Consider the following 17,997-nt stretch of genomic DNA (forward strand, 5'->3'; position numbering starts at 1 on the left):
AAAAAAAAAAAAAAAAAAAAAAAGGAAAAAAAAAAAAAGAAGTAGAAATGATGAAAAAAACGATCGTTTTGTTTGTAGCGCTTCTATCATTAACAGCATGCGCCCAGTCTCGACAGGAATCAAAAGATTCTTCGCCAAGCAAAACGGAGCAGATCTCAAAAGAGTCTTCAACTGTTAAAAATGAAAAAGGCTTGCAGTTTGTGGTGGGACCACAGTATGAAGGAAAAGAATCAAATGTAATTGAATTAGGGAAGAAATTAACCAAGGAACATCCAGAACTTGGAGATCAAGGAAGCCTATCGATCAACTATACGGGCGCAACTTTCTCATCAAATCAACAAGAATATGCCGTTTTTCTATTGATTAACAAAGCTGGATTTCAAATTGATAAGGATTTTGAGTTTTCATTGAGTTGGAAATATGATGGGCAATTCATTTATCAAGATCAACGGATTAGCTATAAAATTAGTGACAGTGGAGTATTGCCGGATCAATCTGCTACGATTTTGACCTTGCCAATATCAAGCGAGCAAAAACAAATTGTCGAGACCATGACACAAGAAGAAAAGATGACATTAGAGATGTCGGATTTAAAAGTAAATAAGTAGGGGAGAGATTGAGTATAATGAGGGGTTATCCTTTCTATACCAGATCTTCTTTTTCAACCTTTTTTCTTGTGTTATAATAGAAGTCAATGATTCAGAAAGGAGTGAGAGAGTGGAAAAAGATTTTTGGCAGGGGGTGAAGGACGCACTTCCGACGGCTTTGGGCTATATCAGTATTGGCCTGGCTTGTGGTGTGGTAGCGTCTCCCTATCTTTCTCCTTTGGAGATGGCCTTGATGAGTGTATTGGTCTATGCTGGGGCGGCCCAGTTTGCGATGATCTCTCTGATTGCGGCTCATTCTTCGATATTGAATATGGCCTTGACGGTGTGTTTGATCAATCTCCGTAATATGTTGATGAGCCTGCATACGTCGTCTGACTTTAAGGATGCTAGTCTCGCTCATACCATCGGGATTGGAAGTCTCCTGACCGATGAGAGCTATGGGGTCTACTTGAGTGAGAAGTTAAAGACGGACACCATTACAGTTCCTTGGATGCATGGGAATAATCTAGTAGGCTATGTGGCTTGGATCAGTGCGACGGTTATCGGAACAGCTCTAGGATCTCTCCTACCTGATCCAAAGGCTTTTGGGCTTGATTTTGCTTTAGTGGCTATGTTTATTGGGATTTTTGCAGCTCAGTTTCAAGGAATGCAACTGACAGAAAAGACCAAGACCATGCTCATGGTGCTGTTAGCAGTAGCAGTGAGTTTCTTTCTCTTACTCTTTTTTGTTTCGCAACCGCTAGCTGTGCTAGCTGCGACCTTGATCGGCTGTTTTGTGGGGGTGGTCTGTGATGCGCGTGAATAGTTCTATCTTCATGGCCATTCTGGCCTCAGCCCTCGTTACCTGGATTCCTCGGATCTTGCCCTTCCTCTTAGTCAAATACAAGGGACTGCCGGCTCCTGTGACCCGCTTTCTCAAATACCTGCCTATTTCCATTATCTTTGCCTTGGTTTTATCAAGCTTAGTAGATGGAAAAATTGGAAGCCTCCCGCAGTTTCACTGGTTGGACCTAGTGGTGACCATTCCCAGCCTCTTTGTAGCCTTTCGTTACAAAAATCTTATGGGAACCGTTTTGTTTGGAATTGTCTTGATTGCCCTATTGCGATTGGTATTTTAAATGTAAAAATATGTTACAAAAAAGTTACAATTATTACAAAAAAACTTGATTTTTGTAATAATTGGAGTATAATGGGAGTCAGAAAGATAAAGAGGTAATCGTATGAAAAAATCAATCTTCCGTTGGAGTGCTGCTGTTCTGGTGGCTGCTTCACTTGGTCTAGCTCTCGGTGGTTGTGGTGCAAAGGATAAAAAGACAGCATCCTCATCCGCAAAAGCATCCACTAGCAAGGTAGAGAAAAAAGCCAAAAGTAATAGCAAAAAGGGTGCAGCATCTTCCTCTCAGGCAAACAATACAGCTAGCTCTTCGACTCAAGCAAGTAGCGCGACAGCTTCAAAAGACTCTGGTAAAACTGAGAATGCGTCTACTACGACGCAAGCTACTGTCCCTGCAGAATTGGTGGGAACTTGGGTAGGATCTAGTCCACAAGCAGATGCGATTAAAATGACAGTGGATGCCAATGGAGATGTGACAACAGTGGTTAGCTTCAAAAATGATAGCGAACCGACTCGGACAGCGACCTATACGGCTAGAGCTGTCAAAGCAACAGGCAATATCTACTATTGGGATGCTGAAGGTCTTGATGGAGCGGATGCCTTGCTTCCTGGGATCACAGGGCTAGGTGTAGCCAACTTCCGACTGGAGCCAGGTTTTGTCTTGGAAGAAGGTCATTATACCCCAATTGTTTTCACAGCGCCTGTCAATACAGAATTTGACTACACCAAATACAATGATTTCCGTTTTTCATTAACCAAAGAACAATAAAAAGACGAACTCGAGGCAAAATCGAGTTCGTTTTTTTAGTAATGAGGGCTTCCTGCTACCCAACCGGTGCAGAGGGCGGATGTGATATTAAAACCGCCTGTATGGGCATTGATATCGAGGACTTCTCCTGCAAAGTGGAGTCCAGGAACGAGCTTACTTTCTAGGGTTTTAGGATTGATTTCTTTAAGGCTGACACCGCCCTTGGTGACAAAGGACTTGGCTAGTGACATCTTCCCAGTGACGGGGATAGGCAGCTCTTTGATCTTTTGAATGAGCTCTTCTGTTTGAGGAGGAGTGAGTTGCTTGGCTTTTTCAGGGAATCCTTGCGCCAAGAAATCAGCTAATCGTTCAGGAAGCAGGGCTTTGAGGCTATTTTTAATGGCCTTTTCTCGATGCTCTTCTAGAAAGTCTTTTAACACTTGAGAAGAAGTGGTCGGAAGGAGGTCTAGAGATAAGATTTCCCCGCCTTTAACAAAGCTAGACATCCGAAGGGCTGCAGGGCCAGAAAGTCCAAAATGGGTAAAGAGAAGGTCGTGTGTGATGATGTGTTTGCCGTAGCTGAGGGTCACATCTGTCAGAGAGATCCCTTGGAGGGCCTTGTGTGGAAAATCTGTCAAAAGAGGACTTTCTGCCGCTTCTAGATCGGTGATGGTGTGTTTGAAGTGGCGGGCGATTTCGTGTCCGTAGCCAGTAGAGCCGGTAGAAGGGTAGGATTTGCCTCCAGTCGTAACGATCAGCTTATCGGCTGTCCAAGTATTTTCAGATGATTTGACGATGAAGACGTCTTCTGGTTTGGTGACAGAGACCACTTCACAGTTGGTGGAAATGCTAGCACCTAGTTCAAGGATCTTATTTTCTAAGGCTTGAATAATGGTGCGAGATTGATCACTAACAGGAAAGACCCGACCATGGTCTTCGACTTTTAACTTGACGCCATTATCGGTGAAAAATTGGATGATATCATGATTATCAAATTGGGAAAACACACTGTAAAGGAAACGGCCATTTCCAGGGATGCCGGCCATCAAATCGTCTAAGGTCCCGTTGTTCGTGACATTACAGCGACCTCCTCCGGTACCTGCAAGTTTTTTACCCAGCTTTTTATTTTTTTCGATCAGCAGCGTAGGTTGGCCATAAGAGGCGCTGGCAATGGTCGCCATCATACCTGCTGGGCCACCACCGATGACAATGGTGTGAAAATGAGTCATGTCGTTCTTCCTTCTCTTGTTTTTTCATGATTTGCTTTGTCCATTATATCATTTTATGGACGGCTTCGGAAATGAAGGAATCAAAAAACAAGCACCTTTCGATGCTTGCTTTTGAATGATTCTTTGATCAACTCATTACATGATTCCAAGGAAGTAACGGATGAAGAAGAAGGCAAGGACAGCACCAACAAATGGAGCAGTACCTGGTACAAGAAGACCATATTGCCAGTCGTTGTTTACTTTATCTTTGATTGGCAAGATTTGGTAAGCGAAACGAGGTCCAAGGTCACGCGCTTGGTTCATCGCGAAACCTGTAGTACCACCAAGACCCATACCGATAGCCCAAACGATCAAACCAACAGTGAATGGAAGCATTGCTTCGTTGGCATGTTCAGCAGCCATGATAGATGTCAAGAAGATAAATGTTGCGAACGCTTCGACGAAGTAGTTACGTGGAAGGTTACGGCAGTTAGGGTTAGTTGAGAAGATGTTACGGATAGCAACACCATCAATTTGACCTTCAGAAATCTTGAAGTGGTCTGCGTACATAAAGTAAGCAATGACTGCACCAAGGAAGGCACCGATCATTTCAGCGATTGCAATTGGGAAGAATTGAGCGATTGTCAATTTACCAAGAAGGACTTTCAGCAAAGCCATAGCAGGGTTCATTGAAACGCCACCAAAGACGAACAAGCAGACAGTGATACCGAATGCCCATGTAGTGATCGCGAATAAGTGTCCAGTTCCAGCATATTTTGTTTTCTTCAAAACGTCGTCACAGTGTACGCCAACCCCGAAGATAATCATCAAAGCTGTACTCATAACTTCTGCAAGTAATTGATGTGTCATGTTAATTAATGTCTCCTAAATTAATAAATGTATTTTTGTAATTGGTGATAAACTTCTTGAATCGGCAACTGCATCTCCGTAGCAATACGCTGACAGTCTTCGTATTCAAGTGTTTTTTTAGTGGTAGATCCGTACTGGTTAATTTTTACCGTAACAGGTCCAAATTCCGTATCGATTTGTTCAAATCGACGTTGCATGACCTTTCGGTCGACTTGTTGATATCGAAAACCAATGGTACTGGTTTCTTTGAACAAGAGGGCTGAAAAATCTTCCAACTGACTTCCTTGAATCAAGAGAATCAATTCAAAGCCAGGGCGATTCTTTTTCATAACGACGCTACGATAGTAGACATCTAAAGCTCCAGCGTCCAGGAAACGGTGGATAATATAACCGAGTTGCTCTGGTGTTTGATCATCGATCGTAGTGGTGATCTCAATAATTTGATCTTCCGTGCGATGAACAACAGTGGTGCTGTGAGAGGTGTCTTCTTTCAATAGCGAACCGCGTAAAGCATTGAATTTTCCAGTCTCTCTTTTACCAAATCCATAGCCCACACTTTCGATGGAAAGGTGAGAGGGGATTGGTTCAAAGATTGGGGACAATGCTTTAAGGAGGGCTAACCCTGTCGGAGTAATCAACTCCGTTTTAACTGTGAAGTCTTGAGTAATCGGAATAGTCGTTCCTTTTCTCAACTGCATCACAGCGGGAACCGGAACAGGCATTTCTCCATGGGCAACTGAAATAGTCCCACTTCCCTCAGTGAGAGGAGTAGAGTAAACTGTATCGATACCGAGCGATTCCACTAGGATGAAAAAGCTAACGATATCGACGATGGAGTCAATTGCACCAATTTCATGGAAATGAATCTGTTCGACAGGCATGTTATGCACAGCTGCTTCGGCCTTTGCGATATCAAGAAAGACTTCAAGACTCTTTTCTTTCACAAAAGGACTCAACTGTGAAGCGGCAATCAGATCGTGGATATCCGCATAACTGCGAGCATCCGCGTGGGAATGGTGATGATGATGTTCATGATCGTGATGATGTTCATGATCGTGATGATGTTCGTGATCATGATGATGTTCGTGATCATGTTCGTGATCGTGATGATGTTCATGATCGTGATCAAAATCACCTTCAATCCCCGTATCTTTCTCCCCGTGGTGAAGGTGAACATCGAAATCAGTTCCCCAAATTGCGCTTTTTGCGACGCGATGAACGTGGAGGTGGAAACCATCCACTCCCAGTTTCTCGAGTTCTGTGTGAAGAAGCTCGACATCTGCCCCAAGGTCCACAAGAAGACCATTGAGCATATCGCCACTTATTCCAGAAAAAGGTTCTAAAAATAGACTGGTCATCAGTTTTCCTTTCGATTGTGGTTGAGTCGATTGATCATACATGCTGAATAAGCTGCACCAAATCCGTTATCAATGTTGACGACCGTTACGCCAGAAGCGCAAGAGGTCAACATACTCATCAAGGTTGTTAGTCCTTGAAGGTTGCTTCCGTATCCAATGCTGGTCGGAACGGCAATAACGGGGACATCCACAAGGCCTCCTACGACACTGACAAGAGCTCCTTCCATACCGGCAATCACGATGATCACACTGGCTTTTTGGATCTCTTCTAAGCGATTGAAGAGGCGATGGATGCCGGCGACTCCCACATCATAGATTCGGCGAACCGAATGGCCAAAGGTTTCTGCAGTGACTGCAGCTTCTTCTGCAACAGGAACATCACTTGTCCCTGCTGTGACGACCGCAATGTAGTGTTCAGGATCGGCTTCTTCCTTTTTAGAGTTGAGAACGAAGCAGCGGGCTTCCGGATAATAGTGGCCAGTCGGAAAGCGCTGAGAAAGAGCCTCTCCCTTTTGGAGAGAGACTCTTGTTGTGAGGATCGGCAATTCTTTCTGTGAAAGAAATTGCAGGATTCCTTCAATTTGCTCAACTGTCTTTCCTTCGCCGTATACGACTTCAGGGAAGCCGTTGCGACGTTGCCGGTCAGTATCAATTGCTGCATACCCTAGTTCTTTAACCCCGTTGATTTGCTCCAGCGCATCCTCAACGGAGAGATGACCTGCTTGCAAAGAACGGAGTGTTTGTTCTAGATTGGGTTGAAAATCCATGTTTGATTCTATTCAACAACGACAGAAAGTCCGTCGCGGATAACTGCTACTTTAGCATCTTTTCCTTCACGAGCAAAGGCTTTTTCAAGCGCTTCGTCAAATGAAGTTGCAAGTTCCATATGCATACCTGTGATCAATTCAGGATCTACAAGGTCAGATACAAAGATAACATGGTGGTGTACCAAAATACGTGCCAAGATTTGAGAAGTCCATTGGTCTGGGACAGTCTCTAAACGAGGTGTATTGATGGCTTGTTCCAAGAATTCTTTTGGATCTTCTACGTCAGCAAGGTTGCGATAGAAACCTTCTCCACCGTGACCATCTGCACATCCAGCCACCATGATGATTGTTCCGCCTTCTTTGTTAGAAGCTTCGGCTGCAGTCATCCCTTTAACAGCTTGGTAGATGTTTTGGTCAAGTGGGAAACCACCGTTTGTTGAAATTGTGATGTCGCTTTCGATCTTAGACACATGTGCCAAGTCTGCAACGAATTCACAACCAACTTTGTGGGCTTCAACCATGTCCCCAGCGAAAGATCCGATGATGTGTTTTTCGCCGTCTAATACAACGTTGACGATGAAGGCCAAGTTTGCAGTACGAGCAGCGTAAAGCATATCTTCGTGGATTGGGTTGTGGTCAAGGTTACCAGTACGTGCCTTATCAGAATTGATGAAGTCACCTGAGTGGTTCGCCATGATAGTTTTGTATGATGCGATACCTGGAAGGACTGATTTACGTCCACCTGAGAATCCAGCAAAGAAGTGAGATTCGATGAATCCTTCTGCTATCAACAAGTCAGCTTCAGCAGCGATCTTGTTGATGATACAATCACCACCTGAAGGAAGTTGACCGATTTTCACCATGTCATCGTCGTTTGTTGAAATGTGCATAACGATTTCTTCATTGTCAACGATTTCTTGGCCGTATTTATTGATCAATTCTTCACGAGTTGAAGGACGGTGGAAACCAGTAGCAACCAAGATACGCACGCGTGCATCAGGGTTAACTGAGCGAATACGACGCAAAATGATTGGAGTGATGATGTGAGAAGGAACGGGACGAGTGTGGTCAGAACTGATCAACACGATGTCTTTTTTGCCTTTAGCAAGTTCTTCCAAAGTTGGGCTGCCGATAGGGTTGTCCATTGAACGTTCAACAGTTTCTTCTTCAGACAGTGGGTTATGGAAGTTTTCCGCCTTAGACTCTAACAATCCTGCAAAGTTTTCATCTGGAATCTTTGCAACAATCGATTTTTTGTCGTACGGTAATTTAATTTCTACCATTATTTGCGATCTCCTTTATTAATACTGATACTTATAGTATAATTCTTTTTAAAAAGAGGTGTGCACCAATTGATGTCAACAAATGTTAACTATATTGTTTAAGAACAGGTGTATCATTAGTGTGACTTCTATGAAGAGCCAAAACAGGAGGAAAAACGCGCGTGGATTCAGCATTTTTAGTGAAATTCTTGGAAGAGAGGCGAACGCCCATTATCAAGAAAAAATACCACAGCTACCTCTCTTATCGCGGGATTAAAGAGGACTATATCTATATTTTAAAAGAAGGGGTTGTCAAGACCAGTGTCATCATGCGTGATGGTCGAGAATTTAACTTTTCCTATTTAAAAGCGACCGATATTGTATCCTTGTTACGGGATGAGGTATCCAATTATACGGACTCGCCTTTTAACGTGCGCGTCGAGACAGCTGAGGCTAGTTTTTACCGGATTCCTCGGGTCAAGTTCTGGACCTTTGTCAAAGAGAAAAAGGAACTGCAAGATTACGTACGGGATTATTATCGTAATAAACTGTCTGAGAGTATGGAATCCCAGCAGTACATGATGATGAATGGAAAAAAAGGCGCGGTTTGTTTTCACCTACAAAAGCTATGCAGCTTGTTTGGGGTGGAGCAGGACGATGGTATCTTGATTGATTTTAATATTACCAATGAAGATATTGCTGGTTTTTGTGGGATCTCAACCCGAAACAGTGTCAATCGCATTCTAAACGAATTAAAGCGAGAGGGTGTTTTAGACATTCGACAGCAAAAGATCGTAATTTTGGACATTGAACGAATTGAAGAATTTATTGGAAGGGAAACATTCTAACATGGCAACAGAAGCACAAATCAGAAAAGAAAAAGAAGAAAAATTACAAGATATTTTGCGGGAAATCGGAAAAGTAGCCATCACTTATTCTGGTGGGATTGACAGTTCTTATCTCTTAAAGGTCGCTTTAGATACCTTAGGGCATGACAATGTGATTGCAGCAGTGGTTAATTCAGAGCTCTTTTCAGAGGAGGAATTTAATTTAGCGCTTGATTTGGCGGATCAGCTGGGTGCACCTGTCCTGGGGCTTGAGATGAGAGAATTGAGTGATCCGCGGATTGCTGCTAACACGCCAAATATCTGGTACTACAGCAAGCAATTGATGTACCAAACCATTAAAGAATCTGTTACAGATCTTGGCTTTGAGCAGTTGGTAGATGGGATGATTATGGATGATATGGGAGATTTTCGTCCGGGGATCAAGGCCCGCAATGAAGCAGGAGTACGCAGTGTCTTGCAAGAAGCTGGTCTCTATAAGACAGAAATTCGTCAATTGGCCAAGGAAAGAGGCGTCTCTAATTGGAACAAGGTGCCTTCTTGTAGTGTAGCTTCTCGTTTCCCATACGGCGTTAAAATTACACCAGAAAATGTTCAACGCGTCTTTAAGGGCGAAGAGTTCCTTGTAGGTCTTGGTTTTGAGCAAGCCCGTGTGCGCGTCCATGGGGATTTGGCCCGTATCGAAGTAGCAGAAGACCACCTTCTTGAAGCGATTCAAATGCATGACAAGATCAACGATTACATGAAGGAAATTGGCTTTACTTATGTAGCCTTGGATTTGGCTGGTTACAAGTATGGTCGAATGAATGACTCTTTGGATGAAAAAACCAAAGAAAAAATTATGGCGGAATAAAGCATGAATGAAGTAGTAGAGTTTTGGTTTGAAGAGTTGCAGCCAGAGGATTGGTTTAAAAAATCGGATGCCTTGGACCGAGAAATGCGGGAGCGCTTTGAGGAACTTTATTGGAAGGCCAGTCGTGGGGAATTGTTTCACTGGCGGGTTACGGCAGAAGGACGTTTAGCAGAGATTTTGCTCTTGGACCAAGTTCCTCGTAATATTTTTCGAGGGACTGCCCAAGCTTTTGCGACAGATTCCCTGGCCTTGGTCTTGGCCCAAGAAGGCTTAGAGCAAGCCTTGGATCTACCAGTTGTACAAAGAGGGTTTTTCTATATGCCTTTTATGCATTCTGAGTCCTTAGTCATTCATGAAGAAGCCCTGCGCTTGTTTGATCAACCGGGGCTCGAAAAACGCTTGAAATACGAGAAGATGCATGCAGATATTCTCCGACAATTTGGACGCTATCCGCATCGCAATGCCATTTTAGGAAGACCATCGACCAAAGAAGAAGAGGAGTATCTAGCAGAACATGCTGGTTTTTAAAGGAAAAAAAGGATCTTGGGTCAAGCTCTGCTGGGCGCTCCTATTAGCTGGAATTTTCTTGCTAGCCTTGAAGGCCTTCCAGGGAAGACAGAATAAAACGGTCTCTTCCAGTGACACGGTTACGATGGGCTATACCCAATTTCCGGCCAATATTGATCCAGTCAAAGAGTACAATGGCTGGTTTACAGTGCGCTATGGGGTCGGAGAGACCCTGTTTAAAATGGATGATCAGTTACAGATCCAGCCCTGGCTGGCCACCAAAGGTGAGCAGTTGTCCCCTCTGGAGTGGGAGATCACGATCCGTCAAGGAGTGCGATTTCATGATGGGAGTCTTATGACTCCTCAGACGGTCAAGGAGTCTTTGGAACATCTTTTGGCTTCCAATCAGCGGGCGGCAGGTGAATTAATGATCGAGCAAATAACTGCGACGGATCATACCCTTCGGATCAAAACCAAAGAGCCTCAACCGATTCTCTTGAATCTCTTGGCAGATCCTTATTCGACCATTCTTCATGTAGGAGCCAAGGAGTCGACTGGGAAATCGGTCGTTGCGACAGGTCCCTACCAGCTGACGGCTTTTCGTCCAGAAAATGGGGCTAGTCTAAAGGCCTTTGGCCATTATTGGAATGGGGCAGCGAAGGTAGCTAAGGTGGAGATTCGTTCCTTTTCAGATGCGACCTCGATGAGTCTTGCTTTAGATGCTGGTGAGATCGATGCAGCTTATGGAATGCCGGCGCTCAATCTAGCGTCTTATCGCCAGAAAAAAGGCTATCGGATTTCAGAAGTCGATGGCTCGCGCTATCTTTCATATGTCTATAATTTCCGAGATCCTTGGATGCAGGACAAGACGCTACGAAAGGCTATTGATTTGGTGATTGATCGGAAGACCTATAGTCAATCGCTCTTTCAAAAGGGTTCCCAAGCTACAAATGGTCCGTTTCCAAGTCGCTTTCCTTTTGCTTTAGAAGAGCCTGTTCCAAATGCGAATGCCAAGGAAGCCGAGAAGCTCTTAGACCAAGCAGGTTATCTGAAAAAAGCAGATGGGTTTCGCTATAAAGATGGTAAGAAGGTTACATTGACAGCCCTCTCTTATGAGCGTTTGCCAGAGATTCCTTTAGCAGTTCAGGCGACACAAGCCGCCTTGAAAAAGATTGGGATCGATGTGAAGATTCGGACCGTTGAAGTGGGCTCGATTGCTGCAGCAGAAGACTATTCATTTACACCGTATACCATGGTGGCGACGCCTGTGGGCGATCCTTATCCCTTCTTTAAGAGTTCGCTGGCTTCAGACGGTTCGGTTAATCTTGGAAAATACAAGAGCAACAAGGTGGATCAACTCATTAAAACTCTGGGGACAGAAGGTAATCAAGAGAAACGTCAAGAGCTGAGTAAGGATCTTCAAAGGGAGATCCAAGAAGACCTGCCGATCAGCTTTTTGGTGACGTTTAAAGTGGCGGTTATTATGAATGATCGCGTGTCAGGACTCACATCAAGTGCCTCAGACTATTACCATATTACCAATCAATTAACAAAGGAATAAGTATGCTTGAACTTCAACACCTAACGGTCCAATCCAAGGATCGGATCATTCTTGAAGATGTATCGATGCAAGTAGGAGAATCTCAGAGCCTGGCTATTGTCGGAGAAAGTGGCAGTGGAAAGTCTACCCTACTAAAGGTCTTGCTCGGGCTCCCCTTGAGAGATCTGTGGATCGCAAAAGGCCAGTATAGTTGGCGAGGAGAGGAAGTGTCCCAGCAGTCCTCTCCCTACCCCTTTGTGGGAAGTGAGATAGCTTGGGTCAGCCAGCAGGCTGGGCGCTTTTTTTATGATCGACGCACCATCGAAAAACATTACAAGGACCTGGTCAACAGTCTAAAAGGGCGGACTTCCAAAGTTCGTTCTCTCAAAGAATGTATGGACCTGGTCGGTTTAGATATGAAGAAGCTTGCGGCTGCCTATCCCTTTGAGCTAAGTGGAGGCATGATGCAGCGAGTCGCGATCGCTTTGTCTCTGGTCTCTTATCCGAAGGTCTTGCTAGCCGATGAGCCGACCAGTGCGCTCGATGTGGTTACAAAGCTTGAGATTGTGGACTTATTAGTCCGTTTAAAACGAGAAGAAGGGGTGTCTCTTCTTTTAGTGACACACGACATGGCAGTTGCTGCAGCCTTGAGTGATCACATGCTTGTGATCCGTGGGGGACAGGTCATTGAGCAAGGACCTACGGTCCAATTGTTGGAGTCCGCAAAAGAAGACTATACAAAAGAATTGCTTGCTGCAACCCCTCGTTTACAGAAAGGAGCTACAGATGGAGACCATTTTGACCTGTAAAGATCTGATTTTTACCCACCGACATTCTGCATCGGGGATGCAAGTGGGTCCGATTTCATTTGAGTTGGAAGAGGGTGAAAGCTTTGGGATCGTAGGAGAATCGGGATCTGGAAAGACCAGTCTTAGTCATCTGCTGTGTCGCTTTATCAAACCGCATCAGGGGCAACTTTATTTACAGGGCCGTTCCTATGAAGAATTTTCAACGAAAGAATTCTATCAAACGATCCAGTATATTGATCAACACCCTCATGCTAGTTTTCATCCAGCTCGATCGGTATATTCGAGCTTAATGGAAGTCTGTGATCATTTTGATCAGGCTGCAACAAAAACTGAAAAAGAAAAAGCGATTGAAGATGTGTTAGAGGCTGTTCACCTAAATCGCCAGCTAGTCCAACAAAGACCCCAATTTTTAAGTGGTGGGGAGTGCCAGCGGGCAGCTATTGCGCGTGCCTTGCTCATCAAGCCACGGATTCTCGTTTGCGACGAGATGACCAGCGCCCTCGATATGACCATCCAAGCAGAGCTGATGTGCTTGATGCAAGGGTTGAAAGAGCAGTATCAGATGAGTTTTGTCTTCATCTCCCATGACTTGGCATTGGTCAGCCAATTTTGTCAACAGCTGATGGTCCTAAAAGAAGGGCAAATCAGAGAACGAGGAAAGACTAGTGAGTGCTTGAGCAACCCACGAGACCCTTATACAGAGGAATTGTTAGCCACTTATCGGCAGCAAGAAAGGTGGGTGAGTGGATGTTTCGAATAAGCTTTAAATTATTGATCCGTTTCCTACTGATCTTACTCGGCGTCAGTTTGATCTCCTTCTTACTCATGTATTTAGCGCCAGGAGATCCAGCTAAAAATATGTTGGCTGCCCAAGGGATTCCATTTACAAAAGAATTGCTGGAGGCCAAGCGTCTGGAATTTGGTTTTCAGGATCCCTTCTGGGTACAGTATGGACGGTGGCTATGGGGAGTCTTCCAGGGAAATCTAGGAACGACCTACCACTCCGGATCGTCCGTCGCAAAAGAATTGGCCTTTTACTTTCCCAATACCTTGCTACTAGCAGGCTCTACCCTCTTCTTGACCCTCTTGATCTCGATTCCGCTGAGTTTTATCGCAGTGTTTTATAAGAAGAGCCCGATTTCTAAGCTCATTTCGATTGCCACGGCTCTCGCCAATACCATTCCCAATTTCGTTTTAGGGATTGGCCTGATGCTGGTATTTTCACTATATTTGCATCTGTTTCCAATCCAATCAACGGTCAATCTACAAGGAGCCGTACTGCCTTCTTTGACCTTGGCCTTGACCATGTCGAGCCGCTACATTCCGCAGCTACAAGAAGGCTTAACAGAGATCCTTGAGTCAGATGTAGTAGTGGGAGCCATGGGGCGTGGTTTGAGACGGGGTCAGATCCTTAGGACAACTATTTTCCCTCAACTAGTTCCGTTACTCTTGACCTTGATCACCCTATCTTTGACCTCTTTGTTAGGAGGTGTGGCCGTGATCGAGTATCTCTTTTCTTGGCCAGGAATTGGGAAGATGTTGATCACAGCTGTGCACAATCGAGATTTTCCATTGATCCAAGGATCGGTTCTGGTCATTACAGCCAGTGTCCTTCTGGTTAATACCTTTGCTGAATTTATCCAGCTTCTCATCAATCCAAAACGCTATCGCAAGGAGGGATCCAACCATGTCATCTGATCAGATCAAACGGAACATTCGATGGGTATCCCTTGGCTTGCTTCTCTTTCTTGTCTTTCTGGGCTTGGCTCAGTGGCTTGGCGCTGACCGTGCTAACCAGGTCGACTTAGGTCACGTTTTAGCAGCCCCCTCTCGTCAAGCCTTCTTTGGCAGAGATGAGTTGGGGCGCGATCTCTTGGTCCGGGTGTTTGTCGGAGGGGCCCATACCCTCTTTCCATCCCTTCTCGCTCTCTTTTTGGTCGTCCTTTTTGGTTGCTTAATGGGAGTATTAAGTGTCAAGTTTGGCGGGATCGTGGATCGTTTGGTTCAAGTAGTTATTACGCTTTTTCAAGCCTTTCCTCCCATTATCTTTGTGATTGGGATCGTTGGTTTTTTAGGTCTTGGAATGGAGCAGACGTTACTGGCCATCTGTTTGACCAGCTGGACCAAGTATGCCTACCTAGTACGCTCGCTGCTCCTCGATATCAAAGAAGAACCGTATTTCCGCTATGCAGATATGTTTGGCAATACCTTCTGGAGTAAGATCAAGCTCTACTATCTCCCTAGCGTCTTTCCCCAAGTCGTCACAACCATGGTGTATGATCTGAATACCATTGTCATGGAAATTGCAGGGATGAGTTTTATCGGTTTGGGTGCCCAGATGCCCGATGCAGAGTGGGGGGCGATGATCAATACTGGCAGAAGCTATTTGCAGACAGCGCCGTGGATCGTGGCCTTTCCTAGCCTGTTTCTCATCCTCTTTATCGGAGGGGTGATGGTCTTAGGAAGACTTCTCAAACAGTACTTTGCCATCCAACAAGCATACAAATAAAAAGCTGATCCAAACAGGAATCAGCTTCTTTTTGTGATATAAAGGGCAAACATCGGTGTTGCTGCGTAATTGAGTTCTTCTTCTCGGCTCCAAATTTTTGGTCCAAATTCGGTGTCAACTGTTGCCTCGACCCCTTCAAATTGATTCAAAAACTCCAGATCCCACGAGGGACGAAGGCGTTTGGTTAGCGGCAATTGGCGGGCAATTTCTTCAATCAAGGCTTCATCGACCCCTTCGCCGTGCCAGTAATCTTCTAGCTGTTCGCTGGAAACGATCTTTAGATTATTCTCAAATTGTGAACGAATAGCAGGATCATTGAGATAAGAGTACCAGTTAGCATCATAAATGAGGAGTTGTCCGCCGGGTTTGAGAGCCCGTAGCCAGGCCTCGTAAGCCTTTTCAGGGTTTTCCAAATTCCATGTAACATTGCGCATCATAATGACATCAAAAGATTCGGGCTCAAAGTCCAACTCCTGGGCATTCATCTGTAGATAGCGGATAGTATCGGGTGTTTCTCCGCCATATTTGAGGAGATTTTCTTGCGCAATCTGTAGCATATTTGCTGAAGCGTCGATTGCAGTGACCTTGGTATAGCCCATTTGTTTGAAGACAATCGGGAAAAATCCAGGTCCTGTACCGATGTCTAAGATGGAAATCGTCCGCTCTTTTGGTAGCCACCGCATGAGTTCGTACTTCCATTTTTCAATCTGAACACTTTCAATTTCTTTTTTATTTTTCTGGGAATAGCCCTGGTAGCGTTTGTCCCAGTATTGTTGGATGATCTTATATAACACGGTGACCTCTTTTTCTATTTCGTGAAATTTCTTTTAACATTATACTATAGATCGAATCCAAGATCAAAGAAGAATCAGAGTTTCCCCAGCTCAAAGCTTTTCCAAGCGTCTAAAAAATGGTATAATGAACTGTAAATTTCAGAAGTTGGAAGGAATGTCATTACTATGATGAATATGCAAGACTTAATTTAAGATTCTTAAAGTCTTGTTATTTATCAAAATACTGATTTTAAGCGATTTTGCATTCGATAAAATCAACAATTTATAGATGTATTACATTATATTGGACAGTAAATGGACAGTGACAGAGTGTTTGAAGGAGAGAAAAAGAGGCCTAAATGCCTCTTTTGTTTATATTTAGTTTATTTTAAATTAATTTATTATAATAACTAATATATTTCTCAATTGTTAAGTCAAGGGCAACAAAGACATTCCTCTGATTAAGTGAGTATCTTTCTATCTCAAACAACTTTTTTGCGGACTAATAGTCATGGATTTGTCTTAGTTAAGAGAACAACTGCATCTACATGTTGGAGTTTATAGGTGTGAACAAAGGTATTTATGCTACGTATTCTTAGTTTCTCTTTCATAGCTCCTTTGAATTCTCTCAGAAGTCGCCTGAAATACGATCCAGTTTCAGATAATAACCGGCTTCTCTAGCATGACGGTAACGATTTTGGGCAACATTTGCATAATAGTGTTGATAGTAAACCTTCTGTCCATTTACTTTTTTCACTTGTGTTATGGAACCTCGATTAATTTCACGAGTAATAGTAGAGCGATTGATCTTCGGTCGACGAGCAACTCCGAAGGTTTGATTCCTAAAAATAAATAAGCCTCAATTTTTCCTCGTTTAGCTTCAGATAAGTGTTTGTAGGATTGATTTGTAGTAGAATAATTAATGGACATGTTCATTTTCCTTTATACTGTTTTTCGCAGCTCTAGTATATCAGATGACCATGTCTTTTTCGTTGCATTTGATTTTCCAACAGGGCGAATTATTTAATTTCAAAAATATTTGGGAAGGCTTCAAGTAGTTGTCTATCATGAGTTATTAGAATAACGATTTTATTTTCTGAAAAAGATTTTAGGAATATTATAAAATTTATAACAATAGTATAATTCAGATTTGATGTTGGTTCATCAAGTAGATAAACATCAGATCTTTTGGATAAACAAAGTAATAGTGAAAGTAACTGTTGTTGCCCAAGTGAGAGTTCAGAAACTTTTTTTTCAAGTAGTTCTTCTATATTAAAAACAATTGAATTGAATAACTCATTGGTAATTTGATGGTTAAGGAAAGATGTTATTCTATTTAAATTGGAATAAAGTTCAATGTATTCTTTAACTGTTTCGGATGTACTAGTTATTATGGGAGAGCAAGTGGAAATGTTATATTTCCGACAATTGTACATATCTAGTTCTTCGATGTTTTTAGAATTAAACTCAATAGTTCCGCTACGATTGTTATTTAGAGTTCCATTAATAATATTTAATAGAGTAGATTTTCCGACACCATTTTTTCCTGAGATGCTATAAATATTATTTTTAATAAAAGTAATATTTATAGGATCCTTGAAAACTTTATTGTTATTAAAAGAGTAGTTCACATTTTTTAAGTTAATTGAAAAAATGTGAGAAAGTTTTGTATTACCATTACTTTCAATGGGTATGTCCAGTAATTCCTTCGTTCTTGTAAGTGAAACTTTTAATCCTGGCAAGCTTTGAAAAAATTCAATAAAGTATTTTAAATTTGCGATTAGAATATTAAAATATATTGAAATTATAGAGAATTCTCCTAATGTAATCTTTTGGTTAATAACAGCAATTCCACCTATTGAAAAAACGGAAAGGGTGAGTAGCAAGTCAATAAAATCATCAGTAGATGAAAATAGAGAATCTAGTTGATTAAACTTAGATAATATTCTATATAAGCTAATAAAGTTGCTATTTATATTTGAGGAAATTTGACTATATTGAGAGGTATCGCGAATTAATTTTTCATTTAGAAATATTTGATTTAAATAATCAAAAAAAAAGTTAGATTTTTCTGTCAAATTCAATCTTATTTTGTAAAAAACACTCTTGCTTAGGCTGTATAATATAATCAGAATCGCACATGTAGTTATAAAAATAAATCCGAAAGTTGTATTAATATTTAAAAGCCTGTAAAGAATATAGATTGATGAAATTAGATTAAAAAAT

At 42.7% G+C, this 17,997-nt stretch carries 19 protein-coding genes and 1 pseudogene; 12 read left to right on the top strand and 8 right to left on the bottom strand.

Translation table 11 applies throughout. The annotated features are described in order from the left end of the window. Positions 1–50 precede the first annotated feature (50 nt). The 4 genes from HMPREF2918_RS02380 (at position 51) to HMPREF2918_RS02395 (ending at position 2,491) form a co-directional block, all read left to right on the top strand. Positions 51–608 (top strand): membrane lipoprotein lipid attachment site-containing protein, encoded by a 558-nt coding sequence (locus HMPREF2918_RS02380; RefSeq protein WP_070594498.1) that lies wholly within the window; start codon positions 51–53, stop codon positions 606–608. 109 nt (positions 609–717) lie between these two features. After that, positions 718–1,413 (top strand): AzlC family ABC transporter permease, encoded by a 696-nt coding sequence (locus tag HMPREF2918_RS02385; RefSeq protein ID WP_003015242.1) that lies wholly within the window; start codon positions 718–720, stop codon positions 1,411–1,413. Then, complete coding sequence (locus tag HMPREF2918_RS02390) at positions 1,400–1,726, top strand: AzlD domain-containing protein (protein ID WP_235287923.1); 327 nt, start codon at positions 1,400–1,402, stop codon at positions 1,724–1,726. The genes HMPREF2918_RS02385 and HMPREF2918_RS02390 overlap by 14 nt, the downstream gene beginning before the upstream one ends. Before the next feature lie 102 nt (positions 1,727–1,828). Further along, positions 1,829–2,491 (top strand): hypothetical protein, encoded by a 663-nt coding sequence (locus HMPREF2918_RS02395; protein WP_070594483.1) that lies wholly within the window; start codon positions 1,829–1,831, stop codon positions 2,489–2,491. Between the two features lie 35 nt (positions 2,492–2,526). Here the strand turns inward: HMPREF2918_RS02395 and HMPREF2918_RS02400 are convergent, their stop codons facing one another. The 5 genes from HMPREF2918_RS02400 to larA all read right to left on the bottom strand — a co-directional run bounded on the left by HMPREF2918_RS02400 (position 2,527) and on the right by larA (position 7,956). Beyond that, the gene (locus tag HMPREF2918_RS02400; RefSeq protein WP_070594484.1) at positions 2,527–3,699 is read right to left on the bottom strand and encodes an aminoacetone oxidase; all 1,173 of its coding nucleotides are present in this window, start codon (positions 3,697–3,699) and stop codon (positions 2,527–2,529) included. A gap of 135 nt (positions 3,700–3,834) precedes the next feature. Then, positions 3,835–4,548: a D/L-lactic acid transporter LarD gene (gene larD, locus HMPREF2918_RS02405; protein WP_049489294.1), complete on the bottom strand. Its 714-nt coding sequence runs from the start codon at positions 4,546–4,548 to the stop codon at positions 3,835–3,837. Between the two features lie 20 nt (positions 4,549–4,568). Then, positions 4,569–5,906, bottom strand: coding sequence for a nickel pincer cofactor biosynthesis protein LarC (larC, locus tag HMPREF2918_RS02410; protein WP_070594485.1), 1,338 nt, complete (start codon positions 5,904–5,906; stop codon positions 4,569–4,571). Continuing rightward, positions 5,906–6,673 (bottom strand): nickel pincer cofactor biosynthesis protein LarB, encoded by a 768-nt coding sequence (gene larB, locus HMPREF2918_RS02415; RefSeq protein WP_023919185.1) that lies wholly within the window; start codon positions 6,671–6,673, stop codon positions 5,906–5,908. The genes larC and larB overlap by 1 nt, the downstream gene beginning before the upstream one ends. An 8-nt stretch (positions 6,674–6,681) precedes the next feature. After that, a complete protein-coding gene (larA, locus tag HMPREF2918_RS02420) occupies positions 6,682–7,956 on the bottom strand; it encodes a nickel-dependent lactate racemase (RefSeq protein WP_070594486.1) in 1,275 nt (424 codons plus the stop codon). Between the two features lie 161 nt (positions 7,957–8,117). Here larA and HMPREF2918_RS02425 point away from each other — a divergent pair, with 161 nt between their 5' ends. The 8 genes from HMPREF2918_RS02425 to HMPREF2918_RS02460 are packed head-to-tail and all read left to right on the top strand — an operon-like array spanning position 8,118 to position 14,998. Next, entirely contained in the window at positions 8,118–8,783 is a 666-nt protein-coding gene (locus tag HMPREF2918_RS02425) for a Crp/Fnr family transcriptional regulator (RefSeq protein WP_070594487.1), read from the top strand. A 1-nt stretch (position 8,784) separates the two neighbouring features. Next, positions 8,785–9,633, top strand: a complete 849-nt coding sequence (larE, locus tag HMPREF2918_RS02430) for an ATP-dependent sacrificial sulfur transferase LarE (protein ID WP_070594488.1) — start codon at positions 8,785–8,787, stop codon at positions 9,631–9,633. A gap of 3 nt (positions 9,634–9,636) precedes the next feature. Next, positions 9,637–10,161 carry a DUF924 family protein gene (locus HMPREF2918_RS02435; RefSeq protein WP_070594489.1) on the top strand — a complete coding sequence of 175 codons (525 nt, stop codon included), beginning with the start codon at positions 9,637–9,639 and terminating at the stop codon, positions 10,159–10,161. Continuing rightward, the gene (locus HMPREF2918_RS02440; protein WP_070594490.1) at positions 10,148–11,701 is read left to right on the top strand and encodes an ABC transporter substrate-binding protein; all 1,554 of its coding nucleotides are present in this window, start codon (positions 10,148–10,150) and stop codon (positions 11,699–11,701) included. The genes HMPREF2918_RS02435 and HMPREF2918_RS02440 overlap by 14 nt, the downstream gene beginning before the upstream one ends. Before the next feature lie 2 nt (positions 11,702–11,703). Next, complete coding sequence (locus tag HMPREF2918_RS02445) at positions 11,704–12,489, top strand: ATP-binding cassette domain-containing protein (protein WP_070594491.1); 786 nt, start codon at positions 11,704–11,706, stop codon at positions 12,487–12,489. After that, positions 12,467–13,249, top strand: a complete 783-nt coding sequence (locus HMPREF2918_RS02450) for an ABC transporter ATP-binding protein (RefSeq protein WP_070594492.1) — start codon at positions 12,467–12,469, stop codon at positions 13,247–13,249. Before HMPREF2918_RS02445 ends, HMPREF2918_RS02450 begins: the two co-directional genes overlap by 23 nt. Further along, positions 13,237–14,187 (top strand): ABC transporter permease, encoded by a 951-nt coding sequence (locus tag HMPREF2918_RS02455; protein WP_070594493.1) that lies wholly within the window; start codon positions 13,237–13,239, stop codon positions 14,185–14,187. The genes HMPREF2918_RS02450 and HMPREF2918_RS02455 overlap by 13 nt, the downstream gene beginning before the upstream one ends. Then, a complete protein-coding gene (locus tag HMPREF2918_RS02460) occupies positions 14,177–14,998 on the top strand; it encodes an ABC transporter permease (protein WP_070594494.1) in 822 nt (273 codons plus the stop codon). Before HMPREF2918_RS02455 ends, HMPREF2918_RS02460 begins: the two co-directional genes overlap by 11 nt. A gap of 20 nt (positions 14,999–15,018) precedes the next feature. On the opposite strand, the gene HMPREF2918_RS02465 is transcribed toward HMPREF2918_RS02460, so the two are convergent. The 3 genes and pseudogenes from HMPREF2918_RS02465 to HMPREF2918_RS02470 all read right to left on the bottom strand — a co-directional run. After that, positions 15,019–15,792 (bottom strand): class I SAM-dependent methyltransferase, encoded by a 774-nt coding sequence (locus HMPREF2918_RS02465; protein ID WP_176745976.1) that lies wholly within the window; start codon positions 15,790–15,792, stop codon positions 15,019–15,021. A gap of 497 nt (positions 15,793–16,289) precedes the next feature. Then, positions 16,290–16,707: pseudogene (locus HMPREF2918_RS10705) on the bottom strand (IS30 family transposase); the annotation flags it as partial. A gap of 83 nt (positions 16,708–16,790) precedes the next feature. Next, on the bottom strand, positions 16,791–17,997 hold a 1,207-nt coding region (locus HMPREF2918_RS02470; RefSeq protein ID WP_141751575.1), incomplete at its 5' end, for an ATP-binding cassette domain-containing protein.

It is taken from the genome of Streptococcus sp. HMSC065C01, assembly GCF_001813525.1.
GTDB lineage: Bacteria > Bacillota > Bacilli > Lactobacillales > Streptococcaceae > Streptococcus > Streptococcus parasanguinis_V.